This window comes from Puia sp. P3 (assembly GCF_050632245.1).
Classification (GTDB): Bacteria; Bacteroidota; Bacteroidia; order Chitinophagales; family Chitinophagaceae; genus Puia.
The window spans coordinates 7,185,628-7,212,125 of record NZ_CP192583.1 but is presented as its reverse complement, the minus strand read 5'-3'; the positions used below and the strand labels follow the sequence as shown (position 1 = coordinate 7,212,125).

The following is a 26,498-nucleotide window of genomic DNA, read 5'->3' as shown; positions in this document are numbered from 1 at the left end:
CGATCAATAATACAACTTTATTTTAATATCCGCCTTGTACCGCCCGCGACATTTGTGATATCCATGTACTGAATATCGGGAGTCCAGTCTACAAAACGTGCAGACTGTGAGAGGAAGGAAGCGCCGTAATAAAGTTCCTCTTTTCGCGAGCGTCCGTCGCGATAGTGGATCTGCGCGCTGACGTCGGAAGGCTGGAATGGTATGGAATTGAAGGAGTGACGAAGTGCAAAAATTTTTAGCGGACCGCGATTCTGACCGGCTGCGAGCAGTGAACTGCCGCCATGGCCACGAAGTCTCACGAGTCCTTTGCCGTTGCCGGGTATATAGACGCCGCTCTCCAGCAGGGAGCGCGGCACGAAACCGCCTTTGCCGTCGCCGGCGAGCAAGAGGCCGTCCATCGCGTCGTAGCGGCCGTTGGAGGGTTCGCCGCCGTAGTCGTTCCCGTTGATCAGGATATCGAGGTTGCCGTCGCCGTTATAGTCGCCGACGGCCATTCCGTTGAGTGCGGACCACTGCGCCTCGGGCGGCAGCGGGATCAGCATAAACCGGCCTTGTCCGTCGTTGCGGAGCATGCAGCTGCGAAAGTCGTTGCTTTCCAGTATCAGGGCTCCCTGGCGCTGGTCGGGTGTCAGCACCTTGTCCATGGTGGCGAGCGCGAACGACCGGTAGTCGGGGAATTTTTTCGCAGGGAGTTCATCTGCCTGAGCAGGTCGTCGCGGCCATCCGCGGGAAATTCCCTTCTTGTCCCCGTGCTGTCCGGCAGATACAGCGAGGTAACGAGGTCGTAGATCCCGTTGTTGTCGAAGTCTTTGGCGTAGGCCCGGACGGGCTCTTTTGCAGACGCCCTGAAAAAGGAATTGAGGCCCAGGTTGCCGACGATATAGTCGATGTCGCCGTCGTTGTCGAAGTCTCCGGCCGCGATGCTGTTCCACCAGCCCCTATGATCCGGCGCGACGGGTAGTGACGAGAACCGGCCGTGCTGATTCTTTAGAAGCGTGATGGGCATCCACTCCCCTGCCAGCATCAGATCGGGCCAACCGTCGCCGTCGAAGTCGGTCCACAGTGCGTCGCAGACCATTCCGATATTGAGCAGCGCCGGCGCCACCTGGGCGGTGACGTCGGTAAACTTTATCCGGCCATTGCGCGAGTCATTGCGATAGATGAAACTGGATACCGGCTGGGGCCAGGACCCCGGAGCGACACGGCCGGAAACAAAAAGGTCCAGGTCACCGTCGTGGTCGAAGTCCGCGGCGCGCACGCAGAGCTTGCTCTTGAAATTGGCGGGCAGGGCCGTGCTGTCGCAGCGGAAACCGCCTTTACCATCGTTGATGTATAACCGATCTGTATAAGTTGCGCTGCCCTTTGCGGATTCGTACCCGCCGGCGGCGATATAGAGATCGGGGTCGCCGTCCCCGTCGGCGTCGAAGAGGAGGAGACCGAGGTCGTCGGATCTTTTTTGCTTTTCGGCGTCACCGGAAATCAGCGCCTTCTGTACAAACCCGCCGTCAGCCTGTTGTAAGAAGATCTGCGCGCTGTGATAAGCCGACCCTCCGGTGATGAAGTCGTCGAGCCCGTTGCCATCGATATCGCCCGCCGCGAGGCCGGGGCCGTATTCGGAGAGCTTGTGCGGAAGGAGTTTTTGGACGTTAAAGTCGATGAAGTCGTATTCTTCCTGTTTGTAGTGGACGCCGAGGGAGTCGGTGACGTCGCGGAAGAGGGAGGGCGACCGCCTGGCGGCCGGGAGTGCCGTGGTCGTGGCGTCACGGATATCGAGCTTTAGCAGCTGGTCGGCGGATACGTTCAGCAACAACTGCGTCTTCCCTCCGGGCCATCTCACCAGTACGGTGTCGACCACGCGGACATGCCCCAGCCCAAAGTGCCCTATATTCTGCATCGTCGAGAGATAGCCGCGATACGGCGTCGTCTCCAGCACCTGCTGCTTGCCATGGTCGTAGCGCAGCTGTATCCAGGCGCCGAGCGCATCCCGGTTGAGGCTGTCGCCGGTCAGCCGAATCTGCAGGAAGTGGTCGGCGCTGTCTTTCTCGCGCGAGAAGTTCCGGAAGATCATCGCCTCGTCGTTGATATTGTTCATGACCAGGTCGAGGTCGCCGTCACCGTCGAGGTCGGCATAGACAGTGCCGTTGGAGAAGGCCGTGGTCATCAGGCCCCAGTCTTCAGAGACGTCGGCGAAGCGCAGGCCATCCATGTTGCGGTAGGCGTATTTGTGGAGCTTGACCTCGGGTATCCGGCGTAGGATATCGTTTTTGGAAAGAAGTCCCGAGGACTGGTTCAGGAAGGTAGTGAAATCGTGGTCGGTCACGTCCTTCGGATAGCCGTTGGTAATGACGATATCGCGGTACCCGTCGTTGTCGAAGTCGGCGACGGCTGGTGTCCAGCTCCAATCGGTTTCCGCGATACCGGAATAAAAGCCGATGTCGGAGAATACCGGTGAACCGACCGAATCACGTGAACCGCCCGAATCACGCGAACCGACCTCCCGTGAACCACCGACCTCCCGTGAACCGACCTCCCGTGAACCGACCTCCGGTGAACCATCGACCTCCCGTGAACCGTGCCCCCCGCGTGAACCGCCGCCAACACGCGTGCCGCCCCCCATCCCGTGGACGGTCACCGGCCGCGGCCCGCGGTTCAGCTGCAGCACATTCCTCACATACTGATACTGATATCCGTAAAGATCGCTGTTCTGATAGATACGGTAGTTGGCCGAACCCAGCATCATCTTCTTCCGGTAGTTGTCCTGCGGGTTCATATCCAGTTCGACAACATCCGCAAGTCCGTCGTTGTTGATATCGACGATATCCTGACCCATCGCATTGGCCGCGGTATGTTTGAAGTATTCCGAACTCCGGTTGGTGAACGTGCCGTCATGGTTGTTGATATACAGAACGTTCTCCGAAATAAAATCGTTGGACACATAGATATCCTCCCAACCGTCCCGGTTGAGGTCGGCGATGGTGACGCCATGGCTATACCCCTCCTGGAGAATTCCCGCCTCACGCGATACGTCCTTATAGACGGGGTGATGCAACACCCGATCGTAGTCATTCCGATAAAGCCTGCAGGTGCTCGGGAAGGTCCCGTCCTTTACGATCGGTCTGAACTGTCCGGGATTGACGCCAGGCGGAATGGTATTGACGGCGATGAAGACGTCGAGGTCTCCGTCGTTGTCATAGTCGAAGAACGCCGCCATGGTGGAATACGAGGTATCGGCCAATCCATACGCTGAAGCCATCTCGCGAAAATGCGGGATACCCGCCTTATCGGTACCCTGGTTGATGTACAGCAGGTTTTGGCGTCGGGCCGGATCAGACGCGATCGTGGTACAGACATATATATCGGGCCAGCCGTCGTTGTTGATGTCTACGACAGCGACGCCGCGGCTCCAGCGCCCTCCACCCGTCACGCCGGCGGCCTGAGTCACGTCGCGAAAATGAAAATCACCTTCATTCAGGTATAGCTGGTTCGATACGAGGCTGCCCGTGAAATAGAGATCCGGGCGACCGTCGCGGTTGAAGTCCCCGATCCCGACTCCCCCCGTTGTAGAGGTTGATCAGGCTGAGCGGATTGACCGAGTCGTTCTCGACGATCCTGTTGTTGAATACGATCCCTGACCGGGAAGAGGGGACGCGCCGAAACAGCGTCGGGCGTCCCCTGCATGCAGCCAGCAACAGCAGGCCGGTCATCCAGCAAATGACCAGGCGTTTCATTAGTTGTATCCTTTATTCTGAACCAGCACCTTCGATCCGTAGGCATTCTGCAGGTCGAGCTGGGCCTGGGGGATAGCGAAGTATTCGTTGGTACCGGCGGTGAAATGGGCCGGGTTGTTGAAATAGAACGAATGGCGCGTCGTTTCAACCGACTCATAGGCATTGAGGATGGCCGCCATCGAACCTGTGCCATTATCCCAGCGCTGAAGGTCGAAGAACCGGTGTCCTTCCATCGCCAGTTCGAGTCTTCTTTCGAACTGCACGGCAGAACGCGCATAGGCCTGTCCTTTTGAAGTAAAAGCGCCGGCCGCATAGGCTTTTATCAGATAGTTGTCGGCAGGAACGGCCGCACCGGTGGTCGCATAGGTTCCCGAGCCCGCGTCATAGGCCGAGTTCCGGTATACCCAACCGGCAGGATTGGCGGCCCTGGTGCGAACCCTGTTGACATAGTCTTCCGCCTTGTCGAGGCTCCCGATCTCCACCTCGCATTCCGCGGCCATCAGCAACACGTCTGCAAAGCGCATGAGGTTCGTGTTGAGCGCCGTTACCTGCGTGGCGCCCCAGAAGACGGTCTCGGTAGAAGAATATTTACCCTGCTGCGATTTGGCGTATACATTCTTCCTTGCGTCGAAGACGCCGTTGGTGTTGGGGTCCCTGATCCAGCTGGCGGAACCGATACCCCAGTCCAGATAGGGAATACCGGGACGCGACATGGTGAGGTCGATGCGCGGGTCGAGGGTGCCGGTATAGATATTGGTCGAATCGCTGACCACCTTGCCGTTGTTCGAGCTGCCGTCCAGCAGGGGCAGGCCGTTGGCGTCGGTCTTAAAGGCGTTGGCGAGATTCCACGAGGGATTGTTAAAGCCGCAGCACCCCACGGGACCGCTGCCATAGGGGAAGTTCAGAACGTCGCCCATATTGCCGTTGCCGCCGTCGTTGGACGAGGCCGACCCGTCATTGACGGAGTTCTGGCAGGCGAATACGCTCTCAGGGCCATTCTTCTGCGGCGCGTTGAAGTTGCTTTCGAAATTGACCAGGTCGTATTTCGCGCCGGAGGCTGTTACTCCGTTGGCGATGATCTGGTCGAAATAGAATTTCGCGCTGTCATATTTGTGCTGGATCATATAGTCCTTGGCGAGGAAGGACATCGCGGCCCATTTATTGACCCTCCCCGCCTCGGGCTGGGTAGGCGGCAGATTGTTGACGGCATACAGCAGATCGCCGGTGATCTGCGGCCAGATATCCGCGTTATTGGGCAGGTTGCCGTTGCCGTTGGCGAAGGAAACGTTCTCGTCCGCATACGGAAAGAAATGAAAGATGCGGCGTCCGTCCATATGGTAATATCCCCGCAGGAATCTTGCCTCGGCGCTGATCGCCGCGGTATCCGCCGGAGAGATGCCCGTGGCCTTGCGCATGACGCGCAGGACCTCGTTCGCCCGCTGGATACCCAGATAGAGGATCGTCCATTTCTCATTGAGATAGCTCGTCGCCGCCTGGCCTACATTCCAGGTCTCCAGCAGCACCAGGTCGGGCTGGTCGCCGGGAGTAGAGCCTTTATAGGAATCGTCGGCGCAGACGCTGCCGTACTGCCAGTTGGAACCGGCGCTGCCGTAAGCGTTGCCGGCGCCGGGGAAGTTCTCGCCGTCGAGAATGGCATACGCCCCGATAAGCAGGCCGTTCACCCCCGACAGATTGGTGAGATTGGTCGGAAGCAGTGAACCCTGGGGCTGGACATTCAGCTTGCTGTTACAGGAAGAGACCACCAGTAACGTGCAGGCGGCCAGCAAAAGGCCAAAGTACAATTTCAGATATGTTGATTTCATATGATTCGCTTTTGCAGTACCTTAATGGATTGTGATGTTTACGCCTACGTTGTATTGTTTCTGGTTATTCGGGTATGCGCCGCCGTCAAAACCGAATCGGGTGTTGCTGCCGAGCACTTCGGGGTCCTGTCCGCTATAACCGGTGATGGTAAACACATTCAGCGCCTGTACATACAGGTGGATCCGGTCGAAGTGCAGCGCTCTCAGCGTCGGGTTGTCGAAGGTATACCCCAGCGTCATCGTACGGGCCCGCAGGAAGCTGCCGCTCTCCATGGGATAGCTGTTGAACAACGTATTGGTCGTATTGGAATTGGACTCGAGTATCGGTACACCCGTTCCCGGGTTGGCGACATGGGCCGTGGGGTCCTGCCAGTAGGTAGGCGATCCGCTGCCATTGACCAGCCGCGCCGACTGCGTGGCGATACGGGTACTGATGGCGTTATTGAATACCTGCGGGAAATCGGTCGTTGCCTTCACTCCATTATAGATCTTGTTGCCAACCGACGTATACAGCAGCGTAAAGAAGTCGAAATTCTTATAGCTGACCGAGATGTTCAGACCGGCGACGAATTTCGGGTTGGGGTTGCCAAAGAAAGTACGGTCGTCCGGCGTGATCTTTCCGTCGTGGTTGACGTCCGCGAACTTGAGCCGCCCGGGGGCCGCGTCCGTCTGGTTGGAGGCCTTTGCGTCCTTCCAGTCCTGGAACAGGCCGACTACCTGATAGCCGAAGAACGCCCCTACCGGATGTCCTGGCTGCAGCCTCACCTGCTCAGTGCTTCCGTTGAACACAGAAACATACTTGATGCCCGGGGAAGAGATTTCACTTCGTTGACATAAGAGGTGAAGGTACCCGTGAGGTCGAATTTCAACTGGTTGCTGATAGCCGATCCATGGTAGGTAAGGCTGATGTCAATGCCGTGATTGGTAATATTACCGACGTTGACGAAGGGCAGCGCGGGTCCGGCCGAAAGCGCCGTTTGAGTACCATAGATACCGATCGCGGGCGGTGCATTGAGCAGACCGCTGATCAGCTTGTTATACCATTCCACGGACAGGTCGAACTTATTGTTCAGAAAAGTAGCGTCGACGCCGACGTTGGTAAGTTCGTCTTTTTCCCAGGTAGTGGCGGTATTCCCGTATTGTGTCAGGGCGATGCCGGCGGTTGAGGACGTGCTGCTGCCGCCGATATCGTAGGTGGACTGGTTGGGTACGAGACCGTACAGGGTGTAAGGGTTGGTTGGAGTGATATTGCTGATCGAACCCATCTTACCCCAGCCGCCGCGGATCTTCAGCTCGTTGAGCCAGGTGACGTTCTGCATGAATTTCTCCTTTGAGATACGCCATGCCCCCGTTACGGAGGGGAATACGCCGTATCGCTGGCCGGTGTAGAACACCGATGAGCCGTCCCGCCTGACCGTTCCGCTGATCAGGTAGCGGTCGTCGAAATTATAGTCGAGGCGGCCGAACAGGGAATAGATATCAGACTGGTAAGGGGTCAGCTGGCTTACGCCGTTCAGCATTACGGTCGGGTTCAGGTTCGACTGCGAGCTGGCGTTACCCGAATTCAGCGTCACGGTATTGGGATTGACGGTCAGGCTGGCGGAATCGGTAATATAATAGCTGCCTCTCGAAGCCTGGATCGCGCTGCCCTGGTTCTTGATGAATTCCGTCCCCACCAGTACCGTAAGATTGTGCTTGTCGGCGAAGGTGTTGCTATATTTCAGCGTATTCGTCCAGGTCAGGCTCGTATTCCAGCCGCTGGTCTGCTGATAGCTGTTGGCGTTGGTATTGTTCTCCGCATTTTCGTAGGGGGTAAAGAGGAAGAAACTGTAGTTGTAGTTGTCGATCATTCCGCCAACCTGGGTATGAGTCGTAAAATGTTTGAGGAAATCGACTTCTGCAAACACGTTGCCGGACAGGTTGTAGTCGTTGTTTGTATTATTCCGCTGCCGCTCCTGTATCGCTACCGGGTTGGACGAATTACCCAGACCGCCGCCCAGGCCACCGGCATAGTTACCCATAATGTCATGAACGGGGACGATACTCGGTATCGCATAGGAAGCGCTGATGGCATTTGCGCTGTTGACACCCGGCAGGTTTTGATATCCGGGGTTGGACTTATAAACGATAAATGCATTCTCTCCGATGCGGACCTTGTTGTCTGCAAAGCTGAACGTCGAATTGATACGGGCAGAGTACCTTTTCAGAGTCGTATAGATCAGCGTACCCGGTTGGTCGGTATAATTGAAAGAATAAAAATACTGCGACCTGTCCGAGCCGCCGCTTGCGGAGATATTGTGCGACTGGACGGTGACTGGCTTGAAAATGTCGTGATACCAGTCGTTGCCGTTCTTAGCCGCTTTCGTGATCTGATTCGTATATAGCTGATACGTCGACGGATCGGTGCCTGGCGCACCGGTCATAGCGCCGGTGGGGATCAGGTAGTCGGGGATTACGGGGCTCGCTCCGCTGCCGAACTGTTTGTTGGAAGGCTTTGCGCTGTCGTTGAAGAAGCCCTGCCAGAGCGCCTGCGCATGCTGGGTCGGGTTGGCGATGCCCCATCCTTTGGAGAGGGGGCGCTGCGTGCCGATAAATCCGTCGTAGTTGACCGTAACTTTTCCGGAACGGCCTCTTTTGGTGGTCACGATGATGACGCCATTCGAGCCGCGTACGCCATAAATTGACGCAGAGCCGGCATCCTTCAGCACCTGGACCGACGCGATGTCATTCGGGTTGATGTCGTGCAGATACCCCGGCGTCCCGTCGATGATCACGAGCGGGTCTGTATTTCCGAAAGAAGTGATCCCGCGGATATGAACATTGCTGTAACCACCCGGCTGGCCGCTGGCAGCGATATTCACGCCCGAAGCCTGGCCCTGCAACAGGGATTCCGTGCTTCCGATGGGACCGATTTCATATCGGCCACATTGACCACAGAAACGGAACCCGTGATATCCTTTTTCCGCTGGGACGTATAACCCGTTACGACCACGTCATTCAGCGTGTTGGGCGCCGTGGTCAGCGAGATGTCCCCCACCGGAGACCCGGCAGTCACAGGCACCTCGAAGGCCTGAAATCCTACCGCCGTGATCACGAGCGTGGCGCTGGCGCCGGGGAGGTTGATCGAGAAAGTTCCGTCGGCACCGGACTGAGCGAGAACCTTAGTGCCCCTGACCTGTATGGTCGCTCCGGGAACGGGCTGGTTGTCTGTCTTGTTGAGAACCTTGCCTGTAACCGCCTTCTGGGCATACGTGATGCTGGTGAGCAGGACGAGTGCAACAACCATGCATGCTACCTTTAAAAGCCCTTTTGTTTTCTTTGGCATAAGCAGTCGTGATTTAATTTTTAATAAATAGATAAATTTCATTGCGCCTGCTCCGAGTTGCTGACGAAAGCAAGGCGTTTGCTGTCTGGTGACCATGAAGGCGCGTTCAGCGTGCCCTGCCCGCCGTAGAGGTAGGCGATGACGCGTGGCGCACCCGGCGCAGTGAGCGGCATTACCCGCAGTGTTACGTCTTCATAGGAAGGGTGTTCGTCAGGATTGATGTCCATAGGAAAGGAGATATAGCAGATCCATTTCCCGTCGGGGGAAATATGCGGAAACCAGTTGTGAAACTCGTCGAAAGTCAGCTGCTCTTTGCCCGAGCCGTCGGGATGCATCCGCCAGATCTGCATGGTGCCGCTGACATTGGCGTTGTAGTAGATGTATTTTCCGTCGGGAGAATATTCCGGGCCGTCGACGTGGTTGGCCGTGTTTGTCGTGAGCGCTGTCTCCTTATTGTCTTTCAGGGATACTTTATACAGATTGTAAACCGCCGAACCGTTGCGTTTGGCGACGATGGCCAGTTCCTTTCCGCCTGGAGCCCAGCCATGCAGATAGGACGGGGTACCCTCTGTGACCTGATGCGGCTCTCCGCCGGCAAGCGGAAGCGTATAGACCGTAGAGCCCCTGCCGGGTAGTCCCTGGCGGGAATTACTGATGCCGAGCATCTTTCCGTCGAAGGAGATCATATGGTCGTTGTTGATCCTGTCGGCCTCGCCTGTATTCAGCTTCTCCGGAGTGCCGCCTTCGGTGGAAATGGTGTAGAGCGAACCGCCTTCGTTGAAGAGCAGCTTCTTCCCGTCGGGCATCCAGTTGGGCGCTTCAAACCTGCCTTTCGACTCGTGGATCACCCTGCGGCTATCGTCGGCGAGGTCGATGATCTCGAGGCGGCTGCCGAGTGTCGAGCGGACCTGCGGCTGTGTCGCGTGGGGATTGGAACTCGAGGGATGCAGGACGGGTTTGTCGATACGGACGTTCCAAACCCTTGCGGTGGCGAGCGTATTGGAGTCGTGTGCGCAGATATAGAGACCGGCAAGTACGTCTCCGCCGAGCGTTTCCGTCTCATACGAACCCACCAGCCGCAGCGGCTCGCCGGGGTGCGCGATCTTCATCGTAATGGTCTTTCCGATACGGGACAGCTGGATCGTCTGTCCTCCCCTCTTGGGGTAGAACCGTTCTTCTTCGGGGTCGCGCATGTACATGCCGTGATAGGGCCGCCACTGCAGAACTACCAGCCCGTCGATATGTTTGCAGGCGTTGGCGCTGGCCGCCCCTTCGTCGACGGACTCGCGGATCATCCAGCCTATCTTTCGGTGACCCACTGCGCCGGAGGTATCGCCGGTGAAGGCGAAGTCCGCGGTCAGGATAAAATCCCCTTTCTGCCTGCTGTACAGGAAATGGAATTCGTCCCTGTTGAACCAGATATTGGAGCCTCCGCCCTTTATCGTATAGGTCTGGGTCCCCGCGTCATAGCTGGCGGAGCCGGCCGTTTTCGGGCTGCCGATGTCGACGCTGTTTTCGAAGATCCCCACGGAGTTCTGGCTCCGTGCAAGACCGCAGCCGAGGGTGAGGAATAAAAGGGTTAATAAGGCTCTCGTATTCATATGTTGATCGTTTTTGGCAATAGATTTCCCGTTACGGGCGAAATGGGTTTTTTCGGCCGTTGAAATTGTCCGGAGGCACCGGGGTATGGCTAATGGATAGGTTGTACGGATCGGGGCAGAGCTCTACAGAGGCTGCGTCGAAGCCGGAATATTCCAGCCTTCCAGTCTCAGTTGCGGCTTGTCGCCGGTAAGCGAAGTCGGGCAGCTAACCTTGACCGTTACTGACTGCCCGGCCGGAATCGAAAAATAATTATCGGACCAATAGCTCGGCAGGACTTCCTCCCCGTCTTTTACGACACTGGGGGTTCAGAAAGAATGCCAGCTGTGAGGTATTGTTGGACAGCTGCAGCGTCCAGCTGGTATAGCCGTCTTTTTTTGCCGAAGCGACCACTTTGGCCTGTGCCCGGCTGGACGGCATTTGTCGCAGGGCAAGGAAATCATGGCCGGGCGACATCCAGTAGACGTTCCGCGAGATAGTTTTGCCCTGCGCGTCTTTCAGTTGGAGCAGGACAAAGGAGACGCCCTCTGTCTTTTGCAGGATCTCTTTTACCGACACCAGCTTCCCTTACGTCTGTGGTATCTGTACTGACATCTCCGTGCTTCGCGAACAGCGTCTTGCCCGTCATCCCCACGACCTCCACGTCATAGTGCAGGCCGGTCCGTTTTATATAGGTGCGGTTGACGACTGCGACAGCAGAGTCGTCGAGGTTCAGCTGGATATGCACCGGCTCGCAGGCGCGCTGCATAAAATAGTATCCCGCGTTGGGCTCGAGATACCAGTCGAAGACCTGCCAGACGACGCTGGGGAATGCGGCGTTCAGTTTCCAGAGCATGACGCCGCCCGTGGCATTCAGTTTGTGCCCGGCCGCTTCGAAGATGCCGCGGTAGCCACCGGCGTTGAGCAGCTGCATCTTGTCGGAAAAATCGCGGATGCTGGTGGGCGCCCCATAGCGGTCGAGCATCGCCTTATAATAGGTGTCGTATTTTCCGTTGCCCGTGCAGGCGTCGTGATAGCCCCATGTATTGTTCAGCGGATAGGGCAGACTCTTGTCCGGCACCAGATTGGGGATGATCTTCGACAGCGTATTATAGGGTGGCTGCGAGGGTATCCCCGTCTCGTCCTTGAAAAGCCAGTCTCTGCCGGCGTCGACCAGCCGGTAGTATTGTGCATCGTCCTGCCAGGAATAAGGACCGCCGCTGTATACGCCCGCGGGACGATTGTCGGGCCAGCTGGCCTTCCATTCCTTTGGCGCTTTGGAAAACCCGGACGAACAGGGAATAAAAGGGCGAGTACCGTCGAGGGTGGCGACATTGTCGCGCATGGCATTGTACAGCTCTTCACGCGCGTGTCCTTCGTTGCCGCCGGTCCACACCAGCAGGCTCGGGTGATTGCGGATGCGGTAGATCGTGCTGACGACGTTGCTGACAAATACCGATGACTGCAGGGGCCAGTCCGCCGAACCTTTGAAGCCGCCGTTGGTATCACCCGTGATCCAGAAGTCCTGCCAGACCAGCATGCCGTAGCGGTCGGCCAGCTCGTAGAAGTCGTCGGTCTCCCCGAGGCCTCCGCCCCAGATGCGGACCATATTGACGTTGGCGTTGCGGCAGAGGCGCAGCTCGTAGTCATAGCGCTGGTGGTCGCGGTTGAGCATCATATCGGGCACCCAGGCGCCTCCTATCAGATGTACCCGGTGACCGTTGACATAGAAGTCGCGGCGGACCCAGCCGTTGACGTCGACCGCGGCCGAGGCGACCGTGCGGATACCGAATACAAAGGAGGTGTCTTCGGAGATGCCTGCTGCGTCGCGGTACTGGAGGCGGATACGGTAGAGATTCGGTTGCCCATATCCGTTTGGCCACCAGAGATGGGGCCGGCGGATGGTCAGCGCCGGCATCTCTATAGCCGTCAGGTGCAGGTTCGTGCCCGCGGCGACGGCCTTTGTAATATGTACAGGAGCCGGCCCTGTGAAATTTTCCGGGCTGATCGTTATATCCAGGCTGCCCCGGCTGGGCGTACCGCCATGATTAGCGAGCCCAAGGTCGAGAGTGAGTCTGGCCAGGCTGGTGTCTGGCAGGGCCGGCAGTTCGGTGATGATCCTCGGATGGCTGATGGTCACCAGACCTGTGGTTCGGAGATACACCGGCTGCCAGATACCTATATTTCTGTCGCGGACCTCGGGTATCCAGTCCCAGCCGACCGAGCTGAGCATAGTCACGTTCTTTCCGATATCGCCGGTAGGACCTCCATTGTCATAGAACTCGTCGAGCGCCTCCAGCTGGGGCGTCGCCGGCTCGCCAGGCGTGTCGAGCGGATAGATCTTTACCGCCAGTGCGTTTTCTTCCCCCGGATGGACGGCGCCGCTGACGTCGAGGTCGAATTCCTCGAACATCCCCACCATCTTTGCGGAGTCCGCGATGAGGCGGCCGTTGAGCCAGACTTCCGCGCGATAGTTGATCCCCTTAAAGATCAGTTCAAAATGCCGTCCTTTATCGGCGCCGGGAACGTTGAATGTAGTCCGGTACCAGTACGGCTTTTTCCAGGGGTTGGGTTCTCCGGGCAGATAGCTGTACTGTTCCAGATGATATTTCTGGTTGAAGGTATCAGAGGCATCCGGGATGAGCATATTGTTCATCCCGATATAGGGATCGGGATAGACCTTGTTGGCCACGAGCCCGGTGAGGACAGTGGACGGTACCGTCACCGGAAACCAGTAGTTGGCCGGGTGATAGTGCACGGACGAAAGACTGTCGCCGCTGGTCGTTATGACGGCGGAAGACTGCAGGGTAAAACGGGATAATTTTACCTGACGGACCTGTGCCTGAACGCCGGTAAAAATGATCAGGCAGGCTACTAAGCAATATGCTGCGGATTTCTTCATGGCTTACGATTATAAGCAGCAAAGATCTTAATAATCGAGCTTTGTTAAGTATTCATAGTCAGTGCGGATGCTTTCAAAAGCCGAATGGGCATACTCTTCCTGTTCGAGGAAAAATGCTTCATGCCGGCCTGCCCGGCGTGCTCCAGCAATCCCCTGATATTGACCTCTCCTTTTCCGAATTCCGTGCTTTTCCTGCGGGTCTTGTCCATATCCTTGAGGTGCCACAGCGGGAAACGTCCCGGGTGCTGCCTGAAATAGTCCAGCGGATCATGGCCGGCTGCCACTACCCAGCCCAGGTCCATCTCCATCGTGACGAGTTTGGGATCGGTGTGCCTGAGCAATACGTCATAAAGGATCTGCCCGCTGACGGTCTCAAACTCCGAGTCGTGGTTGTGATAGCCGAAATGAAGGCCGGCCTTTTTGCACTCTTCGCCGAGCTTGTTGAAGGCCTCGGCTGACGCCTGATAGTGTTCGACCGTCTGTCCCGGCGAAGGCAGGACGGCGGAGATGATGTATTCCTGACCCGATTCGACGGCCTGTTCTATCGACCGCTGCCAGTCCTTGTCGACGTGGATATGGCCGCTGAGGAGGCGCATGCCGTTGTCGCTGCAGATCGTCCGGATCTCTTTTGGGCTGAGGCCATAATAATTGCCTTTCTCGCTGCGGGCCGACTCGAGGTTCTTAAACCCGATCTGTGCCAGTTGCACGAGCGTTGCTTTTGGGTCCGCGAGCATTTCGGCCCTGACGGTATATAGTTGTATACCGATGTTCTTTACTTTCCGGTAGTTCTTATATGCACGGACCAGACCCGGCGTGAGTGCCATGCCCGCGGTAGCAAGGGCTGTCGCCCTGAGAAATTCTTTTCTTTTCATATGCAGTTCGTTAGTTACTGGTTAGCGCTCATGTCGCTGTTGCTGATGAACGCGATCCTCTTCCCATCGGGTGACCAGGACGGAGTATTTATCGATCCCTGTCCGCCATATACATAGGCCAGCACTTTTGGCGTGCCCTTGCCGTCGATCGGCAGCAGCCGGATATAGACGTGCTTATAGGGCGGGTGGATGCCGGCCGGGGTCTCTTCTTTCAGGAAGGACAGGTAGACAAACCATTTCCCGTCGGGGGAGATATGGGCGAACCAGTTGTTGTAGTCGTCGCTGGTCACCTGCTCCTGTCCGCTGCCGTCGGGTTTCATCCGCCAGATCTGCATCAGACCGGAACGAACGGAATTGAAATAGATATACTGTCCGTCGGGCGAATACTCGGGACCGTCATCCAGCCCCTGTGTCGTGGTGAGCCGGATCTCTTTTCCGCCCGTGGCCGGAACTTTGTAGACGTCGAATTCGCCGTTGCGTTCGCCACAGAAGACGAGGTCCTTCCCGTCGGGCGACCAGCCGTGCAGATAGGAAGGTCCTTTTGGCGTGATCTGTTTGGGTGTTCCGCCGCCGATGGGGACGGTATAGATGATCGAGCCCCCCAGGTCGCGGACAAAATTGCTCAGGCCAAGCATCTTGCCGTCGAAGGAAATGACGTGGTCGTTGTTATTGCTGGTGACGCTGCCCGTATTGACCGGCGAAGGCGTGCGGCTGGCGAGGTCCATCCGGAAGATGGTGCCTTTGGAATCGTTATAGATCAGGCTTTTGCCGTCGGGCGTCCAGTTGGGGGCCTGTATGGAATAGGGGACCTTGTAAATGGTCTCGCGCTGTCCGGAGGCGACCTCCAGCAGTTCGAGGTTGCTGCCGAGGGTCATTGGGGTCCGCTGGTCGGCCTCACCTTTGAAGGGGACGGTGATGGAGACATTGCTGAATACCCCTGTCTCGAGGACGTCGGAGTTGTGCGACCCGACGAACAGGCCTACATAAACTTCTGTCGCCCAGGTCGACGCCGGCGATGGTGTCGGTGATAAAGGTGTCACCATAAATGGCCGCACGCATAATATATTGATTCCCTTTCCGCTCGAGCTGGAGGATATTGGCTTTGGTCATTTTGAGCTTGTGCTCCTCGGTCTGAGCTCCTGCTGTGCGGCGGAACTGCAGGGAGGTCAGGCCGTCTCCGTGTTCAACGGCATTGACATGGGCCGAATTGCCGTCGAGGCTCTTGCGGATCATCCAACCCACTTTTCTGTGGTAGTTGACCCAGGTGCCCGGGAACTCCGCCCGGGTGTAGAGGATAAAATCTCCCTTCATCTTTTTCCAGACGTACTGAAACTCGTCGTGATCGGCCCAGACATTATAGCCGGCTCCGGTGATGACGTACTGGCCGGTCCCGGGAATAAAAGTGGCCGATCCGGGCTTTACATTGGTGCCTACGTCCCCGTGTCCCTCGAAGATGCCGAGGTTTTGGGCGGACAGGGAAAAAGAGAAACTAAGGAGCGTGAAAAGCAGTAGCAAAACGTTAGTTTTTTTGAGTATCATTTGGTTTGCATTTACCACGACAAATTTATAGGCCGGTTGCTCAAATCGCCAGTTTTTGACTACATCAACACTACATCACGCCGGCCAGAGTCGCTTTAAGATGGGGATTTTCGCCTCAACAACGCTACATCAAATACCACTAAGGCATAATTGAGCTACTTCTTTCTCCAAACTGAAGTTCAAAAATAATCTATCTTTAAGTGAATCCGATTGTGACCGCCACATGTTTTTAAACAGACCGCTTATATGGACCTTTTTGGGGGTGATCCTGACCGCGAAATGCGCCGCTCAGAATACCATTGGGATCCCCGATATCATCAACTATCCGCGTGACGTATACAATGCGGGCACCCAGAACCGAGGAGTTGCCCAGGACTGTAACGGAGTCATGTATTTCGCCAACTATGAGGGGCTCCTGAGTTTTGACGGGAATTACTGGAGGTGTTATCCCGTTCCTTCCCGGACGGTGGTCAGGTCTGTGGCGATCGGGAAGGACAACCGCATTTATGTCGGGGCCCAGGACGATTTTGGCTATTTTTCCCCGGACAGGACGGGCAAACTGGTCTTTACCTCCCTCAAGAGCCTGCTCGCCGAGAAAGACTATGCCTTTTCAGACATCTGGTTCGTCGTGCCCTATGGCGGAGACGTCTTCTTTCTCTGCCGGGAGAAGATCTTCCAGCTCAGTAATAAGACGATCACCGTCTATCCCGCGGCCTCGGAATGGCTGTTCCTGGGAGAAAGCAATAGCCAGCTGGTGGCGCAGGACGGAAAGAACGGCCTGCTGGAATTCCGAAATGGTCTCTGGAGCGCCCTTTATCAGCTCGGGAACGCTGCCGGCTAATTACCTGGCGACCTGTCTGTTCTCCATCGGCAAGGACAGCAGTTTCCTGGGGACGGTGAATACGGGCTTTTATGTTTTGACCGGGAATACGGTCAGTCCTTTCCATTTTGCCGGACCCAACCCTTTTTGAACCAGCGGGTCCTCACCGCGATACCCGTCAACAAGGACTGGCTGGCGATCGGGACCAATCTCGAGGGTACCTATATCGTCAACAAAAAGGAGAGGTCATCCAGAACCTTTCCCGGAAGGAGGGGCTGCAGAATAACAATATCCTGATGCTGTTCGTGGACAAGAGCAAGAATCTCTGGATGGGGCTGGACAACGGGATCGATCTTATCGCCTATAACAATTCCATAAAGCATATCTACCCGGAGAAGATGAACGAGGGCTACGGCTATACCTCTATAATATATAATAAGGAGTTGTTCGTGGGGACCTCCAACGGGCTTTATAGCCTGCCGGTGGAGGATGTCGGCGACCTCAGCATGCTGCGGGGGGAGTTCAGGTCCGTCCCGAATACCAAGGGCTCGACCTTCGAGCTGTCGGAGATCAACGGGGACCTGCTGCTGGGTCACCACGACGGGGCCTATCAGATCAGGAATGACCAGCTGATACCGATAAACGAGCATTCCTCGCACTGGACCTTTCTGCCTTTTTCAAATGTCCTGCCTTCGTCGCTGGTCATCGGAGGAAGTGCGGTGGGGCTCGACCTGATCCGGTATGCGGACGGCCGTTTCACGCTCGAGAAGACGCTGCCGGGCTATTCGGCACTGGTCGCAGTTCATGGCCATCGACAATAACAATACCGTCTGGGTAGCGCACCCCTACCGGGGCGTCTACCGGATCGACATGAACGACACCGCGCATCCGAAGATCCGATACTATAACGACCGCAACGGCCTTCCCTCCAATCTGAGGAACCATCTTTTCCGGATCAAGAACCATATCGTCGTTACAACCGAGAAGGGGGTCTATGAGTACAATCCGAAGACGGACGGATTTGAGCTTTCTCCCTATTTTAAGAGTCTTTTCGGGGAAAGGAATATCCGGCACATGAAGGAAGACGGGGCTGGCAATATCTGGTTTATCGAAGACGACGGACTGGGGGTTCTGGATTTTTCGGGCGCCAGGCCGGAGACCATCTATTTCCCCGAACTCAGCGGGAAGATGGTGGCGGACTATGAGCATATCTATCCCTATAATAAATCGAATGTCTTTGTCGGGGCGGAGAAAGGGTTTTACCATATCAACTACGAAGAATACAAGAAGAACCGCTACCAGCTGCAGGTTCAGATGAGGAGCGTCCATGCCCTCGGCAAGAATGACAGCCTGCTGTTTGCCGGTTATTACGGCGACGTGAGTGACACGCTGGAGCAGCCGTCCTGGGCGGTGCGCAGCGTTCCCAGCAGGTTCAGCGGAATTCAGTTCGAATATACCTCGCCTTTATACTCCGCGCAGAACAGCATCACCTACAGCTATTGCCTGAAGGGATTTGACAAAGACTGGTCGGCCTGGACAGAAGAAGACGGAGAAAGAATACACCAACCTCCCCGCGGGCAACTATGTCTTCCAGGTCAGGTCGAAGAGCAATCTGGGGAATGAGTCGGCGGTGTGCAGCTATAGTTTCAGCATACTGCCGCCCTGGTATCAGACGGGATGGGCCTATGGGCTGTACGTATTATTGTTCGCGGCGCTGGTCTATCTGCTCTATCGCTGGCAGCGCCGGATCTTCCGCCGGCAGCAGCGGCGGCACGAGGAAGAGCAGAAACGGCTGCAGTATCTTCACCAGCTGGAGCTGGAGAAATCCGAGAAGGAGATCGTCAAGTTAAAGAACGAGAATCTCGAGTCGGAGATCGAGCACAAGAATACCGAGCTGGCGTCCGCGGCAATGCATCTGGTGCAGAAGGGCGAGTTACTGAGCAATATCCGGGATGAGCTGGTGCGGCTGAAGAAGGCGGGGAATGGCAATGGCGAAGGCTCGACGACGGATGAGTTCAAAAAAATGCTGCGCATCCTCGAGGAGGAGAACAAGATGGACAAGGACTGGGAGCAGTTCGCCGTGCATTTCGACAAGGTGCACAGCGATTTCCTACGGATCCTGAAGAGTGCTTACCCGTCACTGAGCGCGCACGAAATGAAGCTCTGCGCGTACTTGCGGATGAACCTTTCGAGCAAGGAGATCGCACAGCTGGAGAATATCTCCACGCGGGGGTGGAGATCAGTCGCTACCGTCTGCGTAAAAAGCTGAAGATAGCGACCGAGACCAACCTCTTTGATTTCCTGCTGGAGCTGCACGCGAAAGGCTCAGCCACGAATGGGACCGCGGCTGTTCCGCCGATGTCTACACCAGATTTTTCTTAATATACGTGATACTCTTCGTGATGCTGTCGAAGGGGGAGCCCGGGCATTTGTCCTGTTCGACGAAGAAATACTTCATGCCGGATTTTTCCCTGTTGGCGAAGATCTTTTTGAAGTCGATGGTTCCGTTGCCTACCTCGGTAAAGGCGTGGGCCGGGGTGTTGTCCATATCCTTCAGGTGCCACAGCGGGAAGCGGCCGGGGTGCTGGTTGAACAGTTTGATCGGGTCCTGGCCGGCCTTGGTCACCCAGTAGAGGTCCATCTCCATTTTTACCAGGTTGTGGTCGGTGTTATCCAGCAGGACGTCGTAGGGATATTTATCATCCTGTTTGTCAAATTCGAAATCGTGGTTGTGGTAGCAGAACTGGATACCTGCCTTTTTGCATTTCTCGCCGGCGGTGTTGAAGTCTGCGGCCATTTTCTTATAGTGGTCGAGGCCGAGGCGTTCTTTTGGGGAGAGCCAGGCGCAGACCATGTACTGGATGCCAAAGGGCGTGTGCGTCGGCAACGGCCTTGTCCCAGTCGTGGAGTACGGTTCCCTTGTTGGGGTCGGTCAGGCCCGAGCCGTCTTCGCCGAGGCGGTAGTGGCAGCTGCGCATGACGAGGCTATTGCTTTTGAGGACTGCGCCGAAGGTCTTTGGGTCCATTCCGTAGAAAGTTTCCGTGCCGGTGTAGGTGGCGCCTTCCGGGGAGTTAAAGCCTATTTCGGCGACCTTCGCCAGAGTGCCCTTTGGGTCTTTGGCCATCGCGTCCCGGACGGTATAGAGCTGGAGGCCGATAGTTGGCTTTGCCGGCCTGCCGGCGGCGAGCACCGAGGGTGCGGCAAGGATGCCGGCGGAGTAGACTGCTGTGGTTTTTAGAAAAGACCTTCTTGTGTGCATGTGAGTGTGTTTTTTTAGCGGGCCCGCCGGGGCGACCCATATGGAACAATTCGTTACGCGCGTAATTTACGTCTTCCTGACAGTTAGCTTCGGTTTGCGGACTACATCATTACTACTTCATGTTGCCCTTGTGTGTTCGTCCACCTCAACACCGCTACATCAGGACCTTCAATTTAGCGATTCGGCGGGAAATGACGCCGTTAAAATTTGTAACTTTCGATAAATACGCCGCCATATGAAGTATTGCGCCTTTCTCTTACTGGTGATCGCTTCGCTCATTGCCCGCGCGGGAGAAGACCATCCGACCCTGCCGATCGGGTCTGCCGCGCCGGGTTTTACTCTTCCCGCCACAGACGGGAAAGAATACACTCTTTCTTCCTTCAAAGAACGCCCGCGTCCTGGTGATCGTTTTTACCTGTAACCACTTGCCCTACGGCGCAGGCCTATGAGGACCGGCTGATCCGGCTGACCTCGGACTATCGGAGCAAGGGCGTGGCCGTCGTGGCCATCATGCCCAATGATCCCACGTCGATCCGGCTGGACGAGCTGGGGTATACCGACATGGGCGACAGTTTCGAAGAGATGAAGCGCCGGGCCGCGGAGAAGCACTACAACTTCCCGTATCTCTATGACGGCAAGACCGAGGAGGTGGCGAAGAAGTATGGCCCTATTGCCACGCCGCACGTTTTCATTTTCGACAAAGATCGGAAGCTGCGTTATTCCGGCAGGGTCGACGACGTGGAAAAACCGGGCAAGACGCCTTCGACGCTGGATACGCGCAATGCCATCGAGGCGCTGCTGGCCGGCAAGGAGCCTCCTGTAAAGACCACCAAGGTCTTCGGGTGTTCGATCAAATGGGCGGAGAAAAGCGACTGGATCGAAAAGGCGAAACAGGAATGGGCGAAGGAGCCGGTGAAGATGGACACCATTACGGCCGATGGGATCAGGGACCTGGTCAAAAACGGCTCGGACAAGTTGCGGCTGATCAACGTTTGGGCTACCTGGTGCGGCCCCTGTGTCGCCGAGTTCCCCGACCTGGTCGACATCAACCGGATGTACCGCAGAAGGGATTTTGAATTTATCAGCATCAGTGCCGACGAGCCTGCCAAGCGGGCAAAGGCCCTGCAGTTCCTTCAAAAATCACAAGCCTCGAATATCAATTATATCTTCAATATCGACGACAAGTACAAGCTGATCGAGGCGATCGACCCGAAATGGCAGGGGGCGCTGCCTTATACGCTGCTGGTCGAGCCCGGCGGGAAAGTGGTGTATGCGAAGGAAGGGCCGGTGGATGCCGCCGCGCTGAAGAAGCTGATCGTGGATGACCCGGTGATCGGGAGGTATTATTAGGGGATTCCGTGGTTCACGGGGTTCACGGGTTGATCGCGGCCCCCCTCCGGTTCACGGGGTTCACGGGTTGATCGGGGCCCCCCTCCGGTTCACGGGGTTCACGGGTTGATCGGGGCCCCCCCTCCGGTTCACGGGGTTCACGGGTTGATCGCGGCCCCCCTTCGGTTCACGGGTTGCCGCCCGCGGGTTTCGCGTTCCTGCTGGAGTCCGCCGTTTGGCCGGGTGCCGTCGGCTGAGCGTCCTTCCCCTCGTCGTCGTCCTTGTCCTCTTCCAGCGCGTCCGAGCCGCGGGCCCGCCGAACTTTTATGACGGGCTTATCCTGTGTCCCGATGACGGTAACCGGAATGCCGATGATACCGAAGGGAGGCAGGCCGACCCTGAAATGGAGGTTGAGCTGGCCGCTAAAGCTGGACTGCCCCTCGATACGCAGACGGAAGCCCGACACCTTCATGCGGGTGCGCTCGATCGTAATGATATTGTTGTTGATCGTGGACTTGATATCGACTTTGGACAGGTCGGGGTCGGAGACGTCCTTATTGGTCTCCTTGCTCACCTCGCTGAATAGCCGAAGGCCTTTTACTTTTACCTTACTGACCGAGATGGTGCCACCTCCTTTCAGAGAGGGGTACAAGGGGAACATATTCCCGTCGAGCCTGCCTCCGAGATTATAGTCGAGGGAGATGATGCCCTGAGCCTTTGACGCGGAGCTCGCGAGGTCGTGGAAGATCTTCACCTCTTTATAAGCGCGCTGGACGTCGAAGTCCTTCGCCTGGATATGATAGTCGAAGCGCGCGCTCCGGGGAGTGATACTCGCATAGGACGCGTTCATCTGGACCGGCGCGCCGGCGAGCCTAAAGCTGGTGGTGTCGAGGCGAACGACGCCCGTATCGATGCTGACGCCGCCCGCGAAGCTATCGATGTTGAGGCCGTTGTATTCGATCCTTTTGACTCTTGCGTGGAAGGCGATGTCGAGATCGGAAGGGACGATGATGACGCCTTTTGGGCCGGAGTTTTGGTGGAGGTCGTGGTAGGTCCGGCGGTGGGCCCGCTGGTCACGGCTCCCCCGGTGGCCGCGGGTTTCGCGGGAGTCGACGTCCCGGCAAAAGCCATCAGCTGGTCTGCGAGAATATAGTCACTGGTGAGGTCGAAACTTCCTTTCAGCGGCTGCTTTTTATCCGACATATAGCCGATGACGTCCGAGAGCCAGCCGTTCAGCGCAAACCGGCTCCTGCCATAGCTGGCGTCGAAAGCATCAAACCACATCTTATCCTGATTGAACCGGAATAAGCCCGTATGTATCATGAAAGGCAGCGGGAAAAGTTCAGAGCTGACCTGCAGGTCCTTTACTTTCAGACTCCCCTCGTTAAAAAGCCGGTCGTAGTGACCCTGGGTTGCGTCGCTTTGCAGACCGCGCAGCGAGAGACGGGTATCCACCAGGCCGCTGATCGTATAGTCGGTCAGGGCGAATACCTTTACGATCCTGCCCAGATCGAGGGTCCCGCGGGAGACGATGCTATAGCGCAGGTTGGAGAAGTTCTGCAGGTCCGCCTTCATGGTAAAAGGCTGTCCTTCAAACATGAAAGAAACGGGTGTCAGGGCTATGCCCAGGTCCTTCATCGAACCGTTGCGGCTGGTGATGCGGGCCGCGACCTGGATCTTCTCCAGGGGATGGGGGTAATATTTCGTTTGTATGCTGCCGTTGTCCAGTCTGAGGTCGGCCTCCGTAACGGGGAATTTTTGTTTGGAGGGCAGGAAATTGCCCTTCGTCTTTATATGTACTGACAGATCGCCGGCCAGGTCCAGGCTGTCGAGCGGCACTACTTTTTGATATCCGGGAGGTGAAACACCGTTTCCAGGCTGGCTTCGACGGGGAAATCGCGGGCGTTGCCCAGACGGAAGAAGCCTTTTATCGAGCTGCTCAGCACATTGGCGTTGAGGTTCTGCAGGTTTACGAAGGCATCGTGATAGTCGGAGCTCGGGCAGAAGGCGTCGAGGTCAAAACTGATATTGGTGATGGCCTCCGGCCGGGAAGCGTATTTCAGGTAACCGTTGCGCAGGGAGGACGTCAACGAGAACACGGGAACGCTCGAGATCACCGTATCGAGTTTGACTTTCCGAAGGGTCTCCGTTCTGACCACCCGCGTAGCGTACTGACCTTTAGCCGACAGGTCCAGCCGGTAGCGCCCCTTGAGATCCAGTGACTGGAGCCCCATTGCGCGGTGCCATTTTTCGAGGTCCATTTCCGAGCGGGCGCGAATATCCACGACCGGCGACTTCAGGCCGTTGACACGCAGGGTGGCGGTGAAGAAGTCCTTCCCGACGTTGAAGAAGATGGAGTCGACGGTCAGCCTCAGGCTATCCGGGTTGAGGCCCGGGATACGGGTCCCGAAATTGACGTAGAGATTGCTTATCGCTATGGGAGCCCTGTCGTAAGAGACATACCCGTTGCGGACCTTCATATTCAGGTTGAGGTCGGGCATGGTATTGGTCGACGCGATATATTTACCGTTGAGGGAGGCGTCGATATCCCCGGTGCCTTCGAGTTCGGTCTTGCTCAGCCAGGTCACCATGTCGGGAGGCAGGGCCGTAAAGATGTCGTGAAGGTTGGAGTTCGTACTCTTCAGCGCGAAGTTCATGTCGTAGCCCTCCCTGAGGAAGGAGAACTGGCCGGTGACGGTGACAGGCAGCTGATTGATCAGCAGTTCGTTTCTTTCGAAAAGGAAGGCCAGCGAGCTGGTGTTGATCTTGGTGATGAGGTCTGCGTTGATCTTTTTGTTGGCGAAGTAGGCGACTTTCTCATAGGCGAGGTCCATCGAGTCGATCTGCATATGCGTGTGCAGGTCGAACACGTCTTTGGAAAGGTCGCCGTTGCCGGTATAGTCGAGGCCGCGGGCCCTGATCAGGAGGGCGAGGGACTGGTCGTCGTATACAAGACTGCTCCTTTCGAAGATGATCTCCTGAATTTTGAGCGATGCGCTGCCGGAGTCGGCCTCGCTGACGGGTTTATTTTTCGGCTTCGACGCATATATATTATAGTTGGGCCGCCCGGTGGAGTCTACGCGGATATTGATGGCGGCGTCGGTCAGGTAGATCTTGTCGATCGTCACTTCTGAGAAGACGCTGCGGAGGTCGACCCCGAGCGAGATCTCGTTGGCTTTGATCAGCTGTTCCTTTTCGAAGGGAGCCGAGCCGCCGAGGCGAACGTTATAGAGCGTGAGGGTCAGGGCCGGGAAGTGGCGGAAGAAAGATAGGCGGGCGGCAGAGAAGTGAAGTTCCGTTTTGACGCTGTGACGCGCCCACTGGCGGATCTTGTTGGAGACGAAGCGGGGGAAGATATAGGGCAGCAAAAAGAGCAAAAGGACGAGACTTCCGGCGGTTATACCAGTGATCTTCAGAATCTTCCATATAATCCGTGACGCGCTCCGCGAGTTGCTCCGCTTCATAATTGCCTTTAAGAGGAAATATTTACCTCAAAAGTACTACTATATTTTGGGGATGCAAACCGGCCGGGGCCGCGGGCGTCCGGGGGAGCGGGGCGTCCGGGGGAGCGGGGCGTTTCGGCGCCGCGCCTTCGCTACGGAAGGGCGCGCAGCAGCGGCGAAAGCCAGGAGGTCGATTTCTTGCCGTAGGCCAGCGCCAGACGAAAACTATTGAAGGGCTCGTCCCCTCTCACGTCTATCCGCTGCAGCAGGAACCGGTTGGACAGCGGGAACCGGTTGATGCGGTTGCCGATGCGGAAAGCGAGTCTGATGCCCTGTTCCTCAAGGATCTCGAAGAACCGGGACTCCTGGAGAACTTTCCGTGGCCAGGCGCCGTAGGGGTATGCGAGAACGGGCTGGAAAGGAACGCCCATCTCTTCGAGGGCGGTCATACAGTTATCGATATCCGCTGCTATTTCCGCGGGTTGTAATACGTCATATCCTTCGTGGTCCATAGAATGCAGGCCGTACTCTGCAACGGCAGGGTCCATCTTGCGGAGGTCTGCCGCTGAGAGACAGGGTTCTTCTCGATAGGAGCCCCGTCTGATGAAGGAGGGGACCAGGAAGAAATTCAGCTTTAGCCGATATTTTAGTGCCAGTGGGTAGGCATGCTCGTAATTATTGAGGAATCCGTCGTCAAAGGTGATCAGCACCGCCTTGTCGGGGAGGCCTTTTTTTGTGCGTGGCAGGCGATGAGTTCGCTGAACAGCAGGGGCGTATAGCCGTTGGACCAGAGGTAGTGGAAATGCTGTTCCAGCTGGTCCGTATCGACGGTGAGTCCATCCCGTTTGCCGTCCGCCGACACTCCATGATACATCAGGATGCGTAGTTTGCTCATTGTTGCAGATGGATTTCCCTGGTCTTTACATATTTTACAAAATGCGAAATGGTACACAGCACCGACCAATAAAAGCCCTGGGCGCCGTTGAGAATATTCCTTTCCAGGAAGAAATAACGGGTAAAATGGAAGGGCAGGCAGACCATTATGGTAAGCAGCGACTTTTTCTTCCCTTTTTCGCCGCGCCTTCGGCGCCCATCGTCGTATACCGGTTGCTCTTTTCCAGATACTGCTGGAGGCTATGATAGCTGTAGTGCAGGATCCGGTGGTTCATTTTACCGATACTCCCGGCGACTTCGATCTTTTCATGGAGCGCGTCGGCGTTGAAATTGCCGATATTCCGGTTGAAAAGCCTTAGGAAATGGCGCTGGCTCTCCTTTCCGAAGCGAAATTCCCGGCCCAGGGAATACTAGGTTCATGGGCAGTTTGTAGGCGTCGCAGCGGGGGCCGTACCTCATTTCCTGGATGATCTCCCCCACCAGCTCCTCGGACAGGACCTCGTCGGCATCGACGCAGAGGATCCAGTCGTTCTTGGCGAGGGCTACGGCGTGTCTTTTCTGGGCGCCATAGCCGTCAAAAGCCCTGAAAAAGATGCGGCAGCCAAATTCCCGGCAGATCTCGACCGTCTCGTCCGTGCTGTGGCTGTCGAGTATGACGATCTCGTCACACCAGTACAGGCGGGAAAGCGTGCGCCGGATGTTCCTGCTTTCGTTGCGGGTGATAATGACCGCGCTTACCGGCGTTGTCGTCGCACCGGGCTTGAGGCGCGGGGTGGAGCCGCGTCGGAGGGCCGGTGGCTTCAGCGCGGCAATATCGGACGCCATGCTGGGCGCGGTGGCCGGAAACGCCGGTTTAGGCGTAGGGGTTGAAAAAGGGAGATGCCTTGAGGGCATCTCCTTTACTATTGCACTCATTCGCTGAGTTGGGGTGTTTTTAAGGTTAGCTGGCCTAAAAAGATAAAACACCGATCAGGTATCTACCCCT

The 26,498-nt window shown here is 56.6% G+C and carries 29 protein-coding genes; 6 read left to right on the top strand and 23 right to left on the bottom strand.

The window, feature by feature from the left end; translation table 11 throughout:
- Positions 1-17: 17 nt before the first annotated feature.
- The 13 genes from ACQ86N_RS45600 to ACQ86N_RS45540 form a co-directional block, all read right to left on the bottom strand.
- Positions 18-644, bottom strand: a complete 627-nt coding sequence (locus ACQ86N_RS45600) for an FG-GAP repeat protein (RefSeq protein WP_431212858.1) — start codon at positions 642-644, stop codon at positions 18-20.
- Positions 629-3,544, bottom strand: a complete 2,916-nt coding sequence (locus ACQ86N_RS45595; RefSeq protein WP_431217869.1) for a VCBS repeat-containing protein — start codon at positions 3,542-3,544, stop codon at positions 629-631. The genes ACQ86N_RS45600 and ACQ86N_RS45595 overlap by 16 nt, the downstream gene beginning before the upstream one ends.
- Positions 3,465-3,728, bottom strand: a complete 264-nt coding sequence (locus tag ACQ86N_RS45590; RefSeq protein WP_431212857.1) for a hypothetical protein — start codon at positions 3,726-3,728, stop codon at positions 3,465-3,467. The genes ACQ86N_RS45595 and ACQ86N_RS45590 overlap by 80 nt, the downstream gene beginning before the upstream one ends.
- Positions 3,728-5,551, bottom strand: coding sequence for a RagB/SusD family nutrient uptake outer membrane protein (locus ACQ86N_RS45585; protein ID WP_431212856.1), 1,824 nt, complete (start codon positions 5,549-5,551; stop codon positions 3,728-3,730). Before ACQ86N_RS45585 ends, ACQ86N_RS45590 begins: the two co-directional genes overlap by 1 nt.
- A 21-nt stretch (positions 5,552-5,572) precedes the next feature.
- Complete coding sequence (locus tag ACQ86N_RS45580; RefSeq protein WP_431212855.1) at positions 5,573-6,340, bottom strand: hypothetical protein; 768 nt, start codon at positions 6,338-6,340, stop codon at positions 5,573-5,575.
- Entirely contained in the window at positions 6,313-8,433 is a 2,121-nt protein-coding gene (locus tag ACQ86N_RS45575) for a SusC/RagA family TonB-linked outer membrane protein (protein ID WP_431212854.1), read from the bottom strand. The genes ACQ86N_RS45580 and ACQ86N_RS45575 overlap by 28 nt, the downstream gene beginning before the upstream one ends.
- Positions 8,409-8,876, bottom strand: coding sequence for a carboxypeptidase-like regulatory domain-containing protein (locus tag ACQ86N_RS45570; protein ID WP_431212853.1), 468 nt, complete (start codon positions 8,874-8,876; stop codon positions 8,409-8,411). Before ACQ86N_RS45570 ends, ACQ86N_RS45575 begins: the two co-directional genes overlap by 25 nt.
- Positions 8,877-8,914: 38 nt before the next feature.
- Entirely contained in the window at positions 8,915-10,477 is a 1,563-nt protein-coding gene (locus tag ACQ86N_RS45565; RefSeq protein ID WP_431212852.1) for a TolB family protein, read from the bottom strand.
- A gap of 123 nt (positions 10,478-10,600) precedes the next feature.
- Positions 10,601-10,717 (bottom strand): hypothetical protein, encoded by a 117-nt coding sequence (locus ACQ86N_RS45560; protein ID WP_431217868.1) that lies wholly within the window; start codon positions 10,715-10,717, stop codon positions 10,601-10,603.
- 10 nt (positions 10,718-10,727) lie between these two features.
- Positions 10,728-10,931 carry a hypothetical protein gene (locus ACQ86N_RS45555; RefSeq protein WP_431212851.1) on the bottom strand — a complete coding sequence of 68 codons (204 nt, stop codon included), beginning with the start codon at positions 10,929-10,931 and terminating at the stop codon, positions 10,728-10,730.
- Positions 10,915-13,356: a glycoside hydrolase family 2 protein gene (locus tag ACQ86N_RS45550; protein ID WP_431212850.1), complete on the bottom strand. Its 2,442-nt coding sequence runs from the start codon at positions 13,354-13,356 to the stop codon at positions 10,915-10,917. The genes ACQ86N_RS45555 and ACQ86N_RS45550 overlap by 17 nt, the downstream gene beginning before the upstream one ends.
- A 44-nt stretch (positions 13,357-13,400) precedes the next feature.
- Positions 13,401-14,228, bottom strand: a complete 828-nt coding sequence (locus ACQ86N_RS45545) for a sugar phosphate isomerase/epimerase family protein (RefSeq protein WP_431212849.1) — start codon at positions 14,226-14,228, stop codon at positions 13,401-13,403.
- Positions 14,229-14,242: 14 nt separating this feature from the next.
- Entirely contained in the window at positions 14,243-15,271 is a 1,029-nt protein-coding gene (locus ACQ86N_RS45540; protein ID WP_431212848.1) for a TolB family protein, read from the bottom strand.
- 752 nt (positions 15,272-16,023) lie between these two features.
- Between ACQ86N_RS45540 and ACQ86N_RS45535 the strand changes: the two genes are divergently transcribed.
- From ACQ86N_RS45535 to ACQ86N_RS45520, 4 genes are all read left to right on the top strand, one after another.
- Positions 16,024-16,608, top strand: coding sequence for a hypothetical protein (locus ACQ86N_RS45535; RefSeq protein WP_431212847.1), 585 nt, complete (start codon positions 16,024-16,026; stop codon positions 16,606-16,608).
- 107 nt (positions 16,609-16,715) lie between these two features.
- Positions 16,716-17,408 carry a hypothetical protein gene (locus ACQ86N_RS45530; protein ID WP_431212846.1) on the top strand — a complete coding sequence of 231 codons (693 nt, stop codon included), beginning with the start codon at positions 16,716-16,718 and terminating at the stop codon, positions 17,406-17,408.
- Positions 17,329-18,210, top strand: coding sequence for a hypothetical protein (locus ACQ86N_RS45525; RefSeq protein WP_431212845.1), 882 nt, complete (start codon positions 17,329-17,331; stop codon positions 18,208-18,210). Before ACQ86N_RS45530 ends, ACQ86N_RS45525 begins: the two co-directional genes overlap by 80 nt.
- The gene (locus tag ACQ86N_RS45520; RefSeq protein WP_431212844.1) at positions 18,101-18,856 is read left to right on the top strand and encodes a triple tyrosine motif-containing protein; all 756 of its coding nucleotides are present in this window, start codon (positions 18,101-18,103) and stop codon (positions 18,854-18,856) included. The genes ACQ86N_RS45525 and ACQ86N_RS45520 overlap by 110 nt, the downstream gene beginning before the upstream one ends.
- Positions 18,857-18,949: 93 nt before the next feature.
- Here ACQ86N_RS45520 and ACQ86N_RS45515 read toward each other — a convergent pair whose 3' ends face one another.
- Together ACQ86N_RS45515 and ACQ86N_RS45510 are read right to left on the bottom strand one after the other, a co-directional pair.
- Positions 18,950-19,441 carry a sugar phosphate isomerase/epimerase family protein gene (locus tag ACQ86N_RS45515; protein WP_431212843.1) on the bottom strand — a complete coding sequence of 164 codons (492 nt, stop codon included), beginning with the start codon at positions 19,439-19,441 and terminating at the stop codon, positions 18,950-18,952.
- Positions 19,389-19,847, bottom strand: coding sequence for a hypothetical protein (locus ACQ86N_RS45510; protein ID WP_431212842.1), 459 nt, complete (start codon positions 19,845-19,847; stop codon positions 19,389-19,391). The genes ACQ86N_RS45515 and ACQ86N_RS45510 overlap by 53 nt, the downstream gene beginning before the upstream one ends.
- A gap of 235 nt (positions 19,848-20,082) precedes the next feature.
- On the opposite strand from ACQ86N_RS45510, the gene ACQ86N_RS45505 reads away from it, so the two are divergent.
- Positions 20,083-20,268 carry a hypothetical protein gene (locus ACQ86N_RS45505; protein WP_431212841.1) on the top strand — a complete coding sequence of 62 codons (186 nt, stop codon included), beginning with the start codon at positions 20,083-20,085 and terminating at the stop codon, positions 20,266-20,268.
- Positions 20,269-20,303: 35 nt separating this feature from the next.
- Positions 20,304-21,197, top strand: coding sequence for a redoxin family protein (locus ACQ86N_RS45500; RefSeq protein WP_431217867.1), 894 nt, complete (start codon positions 20,304-20,306; stop codon positions 21,195-21,197).
- Positions 21,198-21,363: 166 nt separating this feature from the next.
- Here ACQ86N_RS45500 and ACQ86N_RS45495 read toward each other — a convergent pair whose 3' ends face one another.
- The 8 genes from ACQ86N_RS45495 to ACQ86N_RS45460 form a co-directional block, all read right to left on the bottom strand.
- Complete coding sequence (locus tag ACQ86N_RS45495) at positions 21,364-22,026, bottom strand: AsmA-like C-terminal region-containing protein (protein WP_431212840.1); 663 nt, start codon at positions 22,024-22,026, stop codon at positions 21,364-21,366.
- Positions 22,023-23,015, bottom strand: coding sequence for a hypothetical protein (locus ACQ86N_RS45490; protein WP_431212839.1), 993 nt, complete (start codon positions 23,013-23,015; stop codon positions 22,023-22,025). The genes ACQ86N_RS45495 and ACQ86N_RS45490 overlap by 4 nt, the downstream gene beginning before the upstream one ends.
- Positions 23,015-24,640 carry an AsmA family protein gene (locus ACQ86N_RS45485; RefSeq protein WP_431212838.1) on the bottom strand — a complete coding sequence of 542 codons (1,626 nt, stop codon included), beginning with the start codon at positions 24,638-24,640 and terminating at the stop codon, positions 23,015-23,017. The genes ACQ86N_RS45490 and ACQ86N_RS45485 overlap by 1 nt, the downstream gene beginning before the upstream one ends.
- Before the next feature lie 131 nt (positions 24,641-24,771).
- On the bottom strand, positions 24,772-25,329 hold the full coding sequence (locus ACQ86N_RS45480; RefSeq protein ID WP_431212837.1) for a polysaccharide deacetylase family protein: 558 nt from the start codon (positions 25,327-25,329) through the stop codon (positions 24,772-24,774).
- Positions 25,323-25,514, bottom strand: coding sequence for a hypothetical protein (locus ACQ86N_RS45475; protein ID WP_431212836.1), 192 nt, complete (start codon positions 25,512-25,514; stop codon positions 25,323-25,325). Before ACQ86N_RS45475 ends, ACQ86N_RS45480 begins: the two co-directional genes overlap by 7 nt.
- Positions 25,511-25,660: a hypothetical protein gene (locus ACQ86N_RS45470; RefSeq protein WP_431212835.1), complete on the bottom strand. Its 150-nt coding sequence runs from the start codon at positions 25,658-25,660 to the stop codon at positions 25,511-25,513. The genes ACQ86N_RS45475 and ACQ86N_RS45470 overlap by 4 nt, the downstream gene beginning before the upstream one ends.
- Complete coding sequence (locus ACQ86N_RS45465; RefSeq protein WP_431212834.1) at positions 25,660-25,788, bottom strand: hypothetical protein; 129 nt, start codon at positions 25,786-25,788, stop codon at positions 25,660-25,662. Before ACQ86N_RS45465 ends, ACQ86N_RS45470 begins: the two co-directional genes overlap by 1 nt.
- A 31-nt stretch (positions 25,789-25,819) precedes the next feature.
- A complete protein-coding gene (locus ACQ86N_RS45460) occupies positions 25,820-26,428 on the bottom strand; it encodes a glycosyltransferase family 2 protein (RefSeq protein WP_431212833.1) in 609 nt (202 codons plus the stop codon).
- Positions 26,429-26,498 lie beyond the last annotated feature (70 nt).

Bases quoted from the DNA above. Each gene is read 5' to 3' on its own strand.
- ACQ86N_RS45600 (WP_431212858.1), bottom strand. From the start codon at position 644: ATGGACAAGGTGCTGACACCCGACCAGCGCCAGGGAGCCCTGATACTG.
- ACQ86N_RS45590 (WP_431212857.1), bottom strand. From the start codon at position 3,728: ATGAAACGCCTGGTCATTTGCTGGATGACCGGCCTGCTGTTGCTGGCT.
- ACQ86N_RS45585 (WP_431212856.1), bottom strand. From the start codon at position 5,551: ATGAAATCAACATATCTGAAATTGTACTTTGGCCTTTTGCTGGCCGCC.
- ACQ86N_RS45570 (WP_431212853.1), bottom strand. From the start codon at position 8,876: ATGCCAAAGAAAACAAAAGGGCTTTTAAAGGTAGCATGCATGGTTGTT.
- ACQ86N_RS45565 (WP_431212852.1), bottom strand. From the start codon at position 10,477: ATGAATACGAGAGCCTTATTAACCCTTTTATTCCTCACCCTCGGCTGC.
- ACQ86N_RS45555 (WP_431212851.1), bottom strand. From the start codon at position 10,931: ATGTCGCCCGGCCATGATTTCCTTGCCCTGCGACAAATGCCGTCCAGC.
- ACQ86N_RS45550 (WP_431212850.1), bottom strand. From the start codon at position 13,356: ATGAAGAAATCCGCAGCATATTGCTTAGTAGCCTGCCTGATCATTTTT.
- ACQ86N_RS45545 (WP_431212849.1), bottom strand. From the start codon at position 14,228: ATGAAAAGAAAAGAATTTCTCAGGGCGACAGCCCTTGCTACCGCGGGC.
- ACQ86N_RS45540 (WP_431212848.1), bottom strand. From the start codon at position 15,271: ATGGTGACACCTTTATCACCGACACCATCGCCGGCGTCGACCTGGGCG.
- ACQ86N_RS45525 (WP_431212845.1), top strand. From the start codon at position 17,329: ATGCGGACGGCCGTTTCACGCTCGAGAAGACGCTGCCGGGCTATTCGG.
- ACQ86N_RS45515 (WP_431212843.1), bottom strand. From the start codon at position 19,441: ATGGTCTGCGCCTGGCTCTCCCCAAAAGAACGCCTCGGCCTCGACCAC.
- ACQ86N_RS45510 (WP_431212842.1), bottom strand. From the start codon at position 19,847: ATGCACACAAGAAGGTCTTTTCTAAAAACCACAGCAGTCTACTCCGCC.
- ACQ86N_RS45505 (WP_431212841.1), top strand. From the start codon at position 20,083: ATGAAGTATTGCGCCTTTCTCTTACTGGTGATCGCTTCGCTCATTGCC.
- ACQ86N_RS45495 (WP_431212840.1), bottom strand. From the start codon at position 22,026: ATGAACGCGTCCTATGCGAGTATCACTCCCCGGAGCGCGCGCTTCGAC.
- ACQ86N_RS45485 (WP_431212838.1), bottom strand. From the start codon at position 24,640: ATGAAGCGGAGCAACTCGCGGAGCGCGTCACGGATTATATGGAAGATT.
- ACQ86N_RS45475 (WP_431212836.1), bottom strand. From the start codon at position 25,514: ATGAGCAAACTACGCATCCTGATGTATCATGGAGTGTCGGCGGACGGC.
- ACQ86N_RS45470 (WP_431212835.1), bottom strand. From the start codon at position 25,660: ATGGTCTGCCTGCCCTTCCATTTTACCCGTTATTTCTTCCTGGAAAGG.
- ACQ86N_RS45465 (WP_431212834.1), bottom strand. From the start codon at position 25,788: ATGAACCACCGGATCCTGCACTACAGCTATCATAGCCTCCAGCAGTAT.
- ACQ86N_RS45460 (WP_431212833.1), bottom strand. From the start codon at position 26,428: ATGAGTGCAATAGTAAAGGAGATGCCCTCAAGGCATCTCCCTTTTTCA.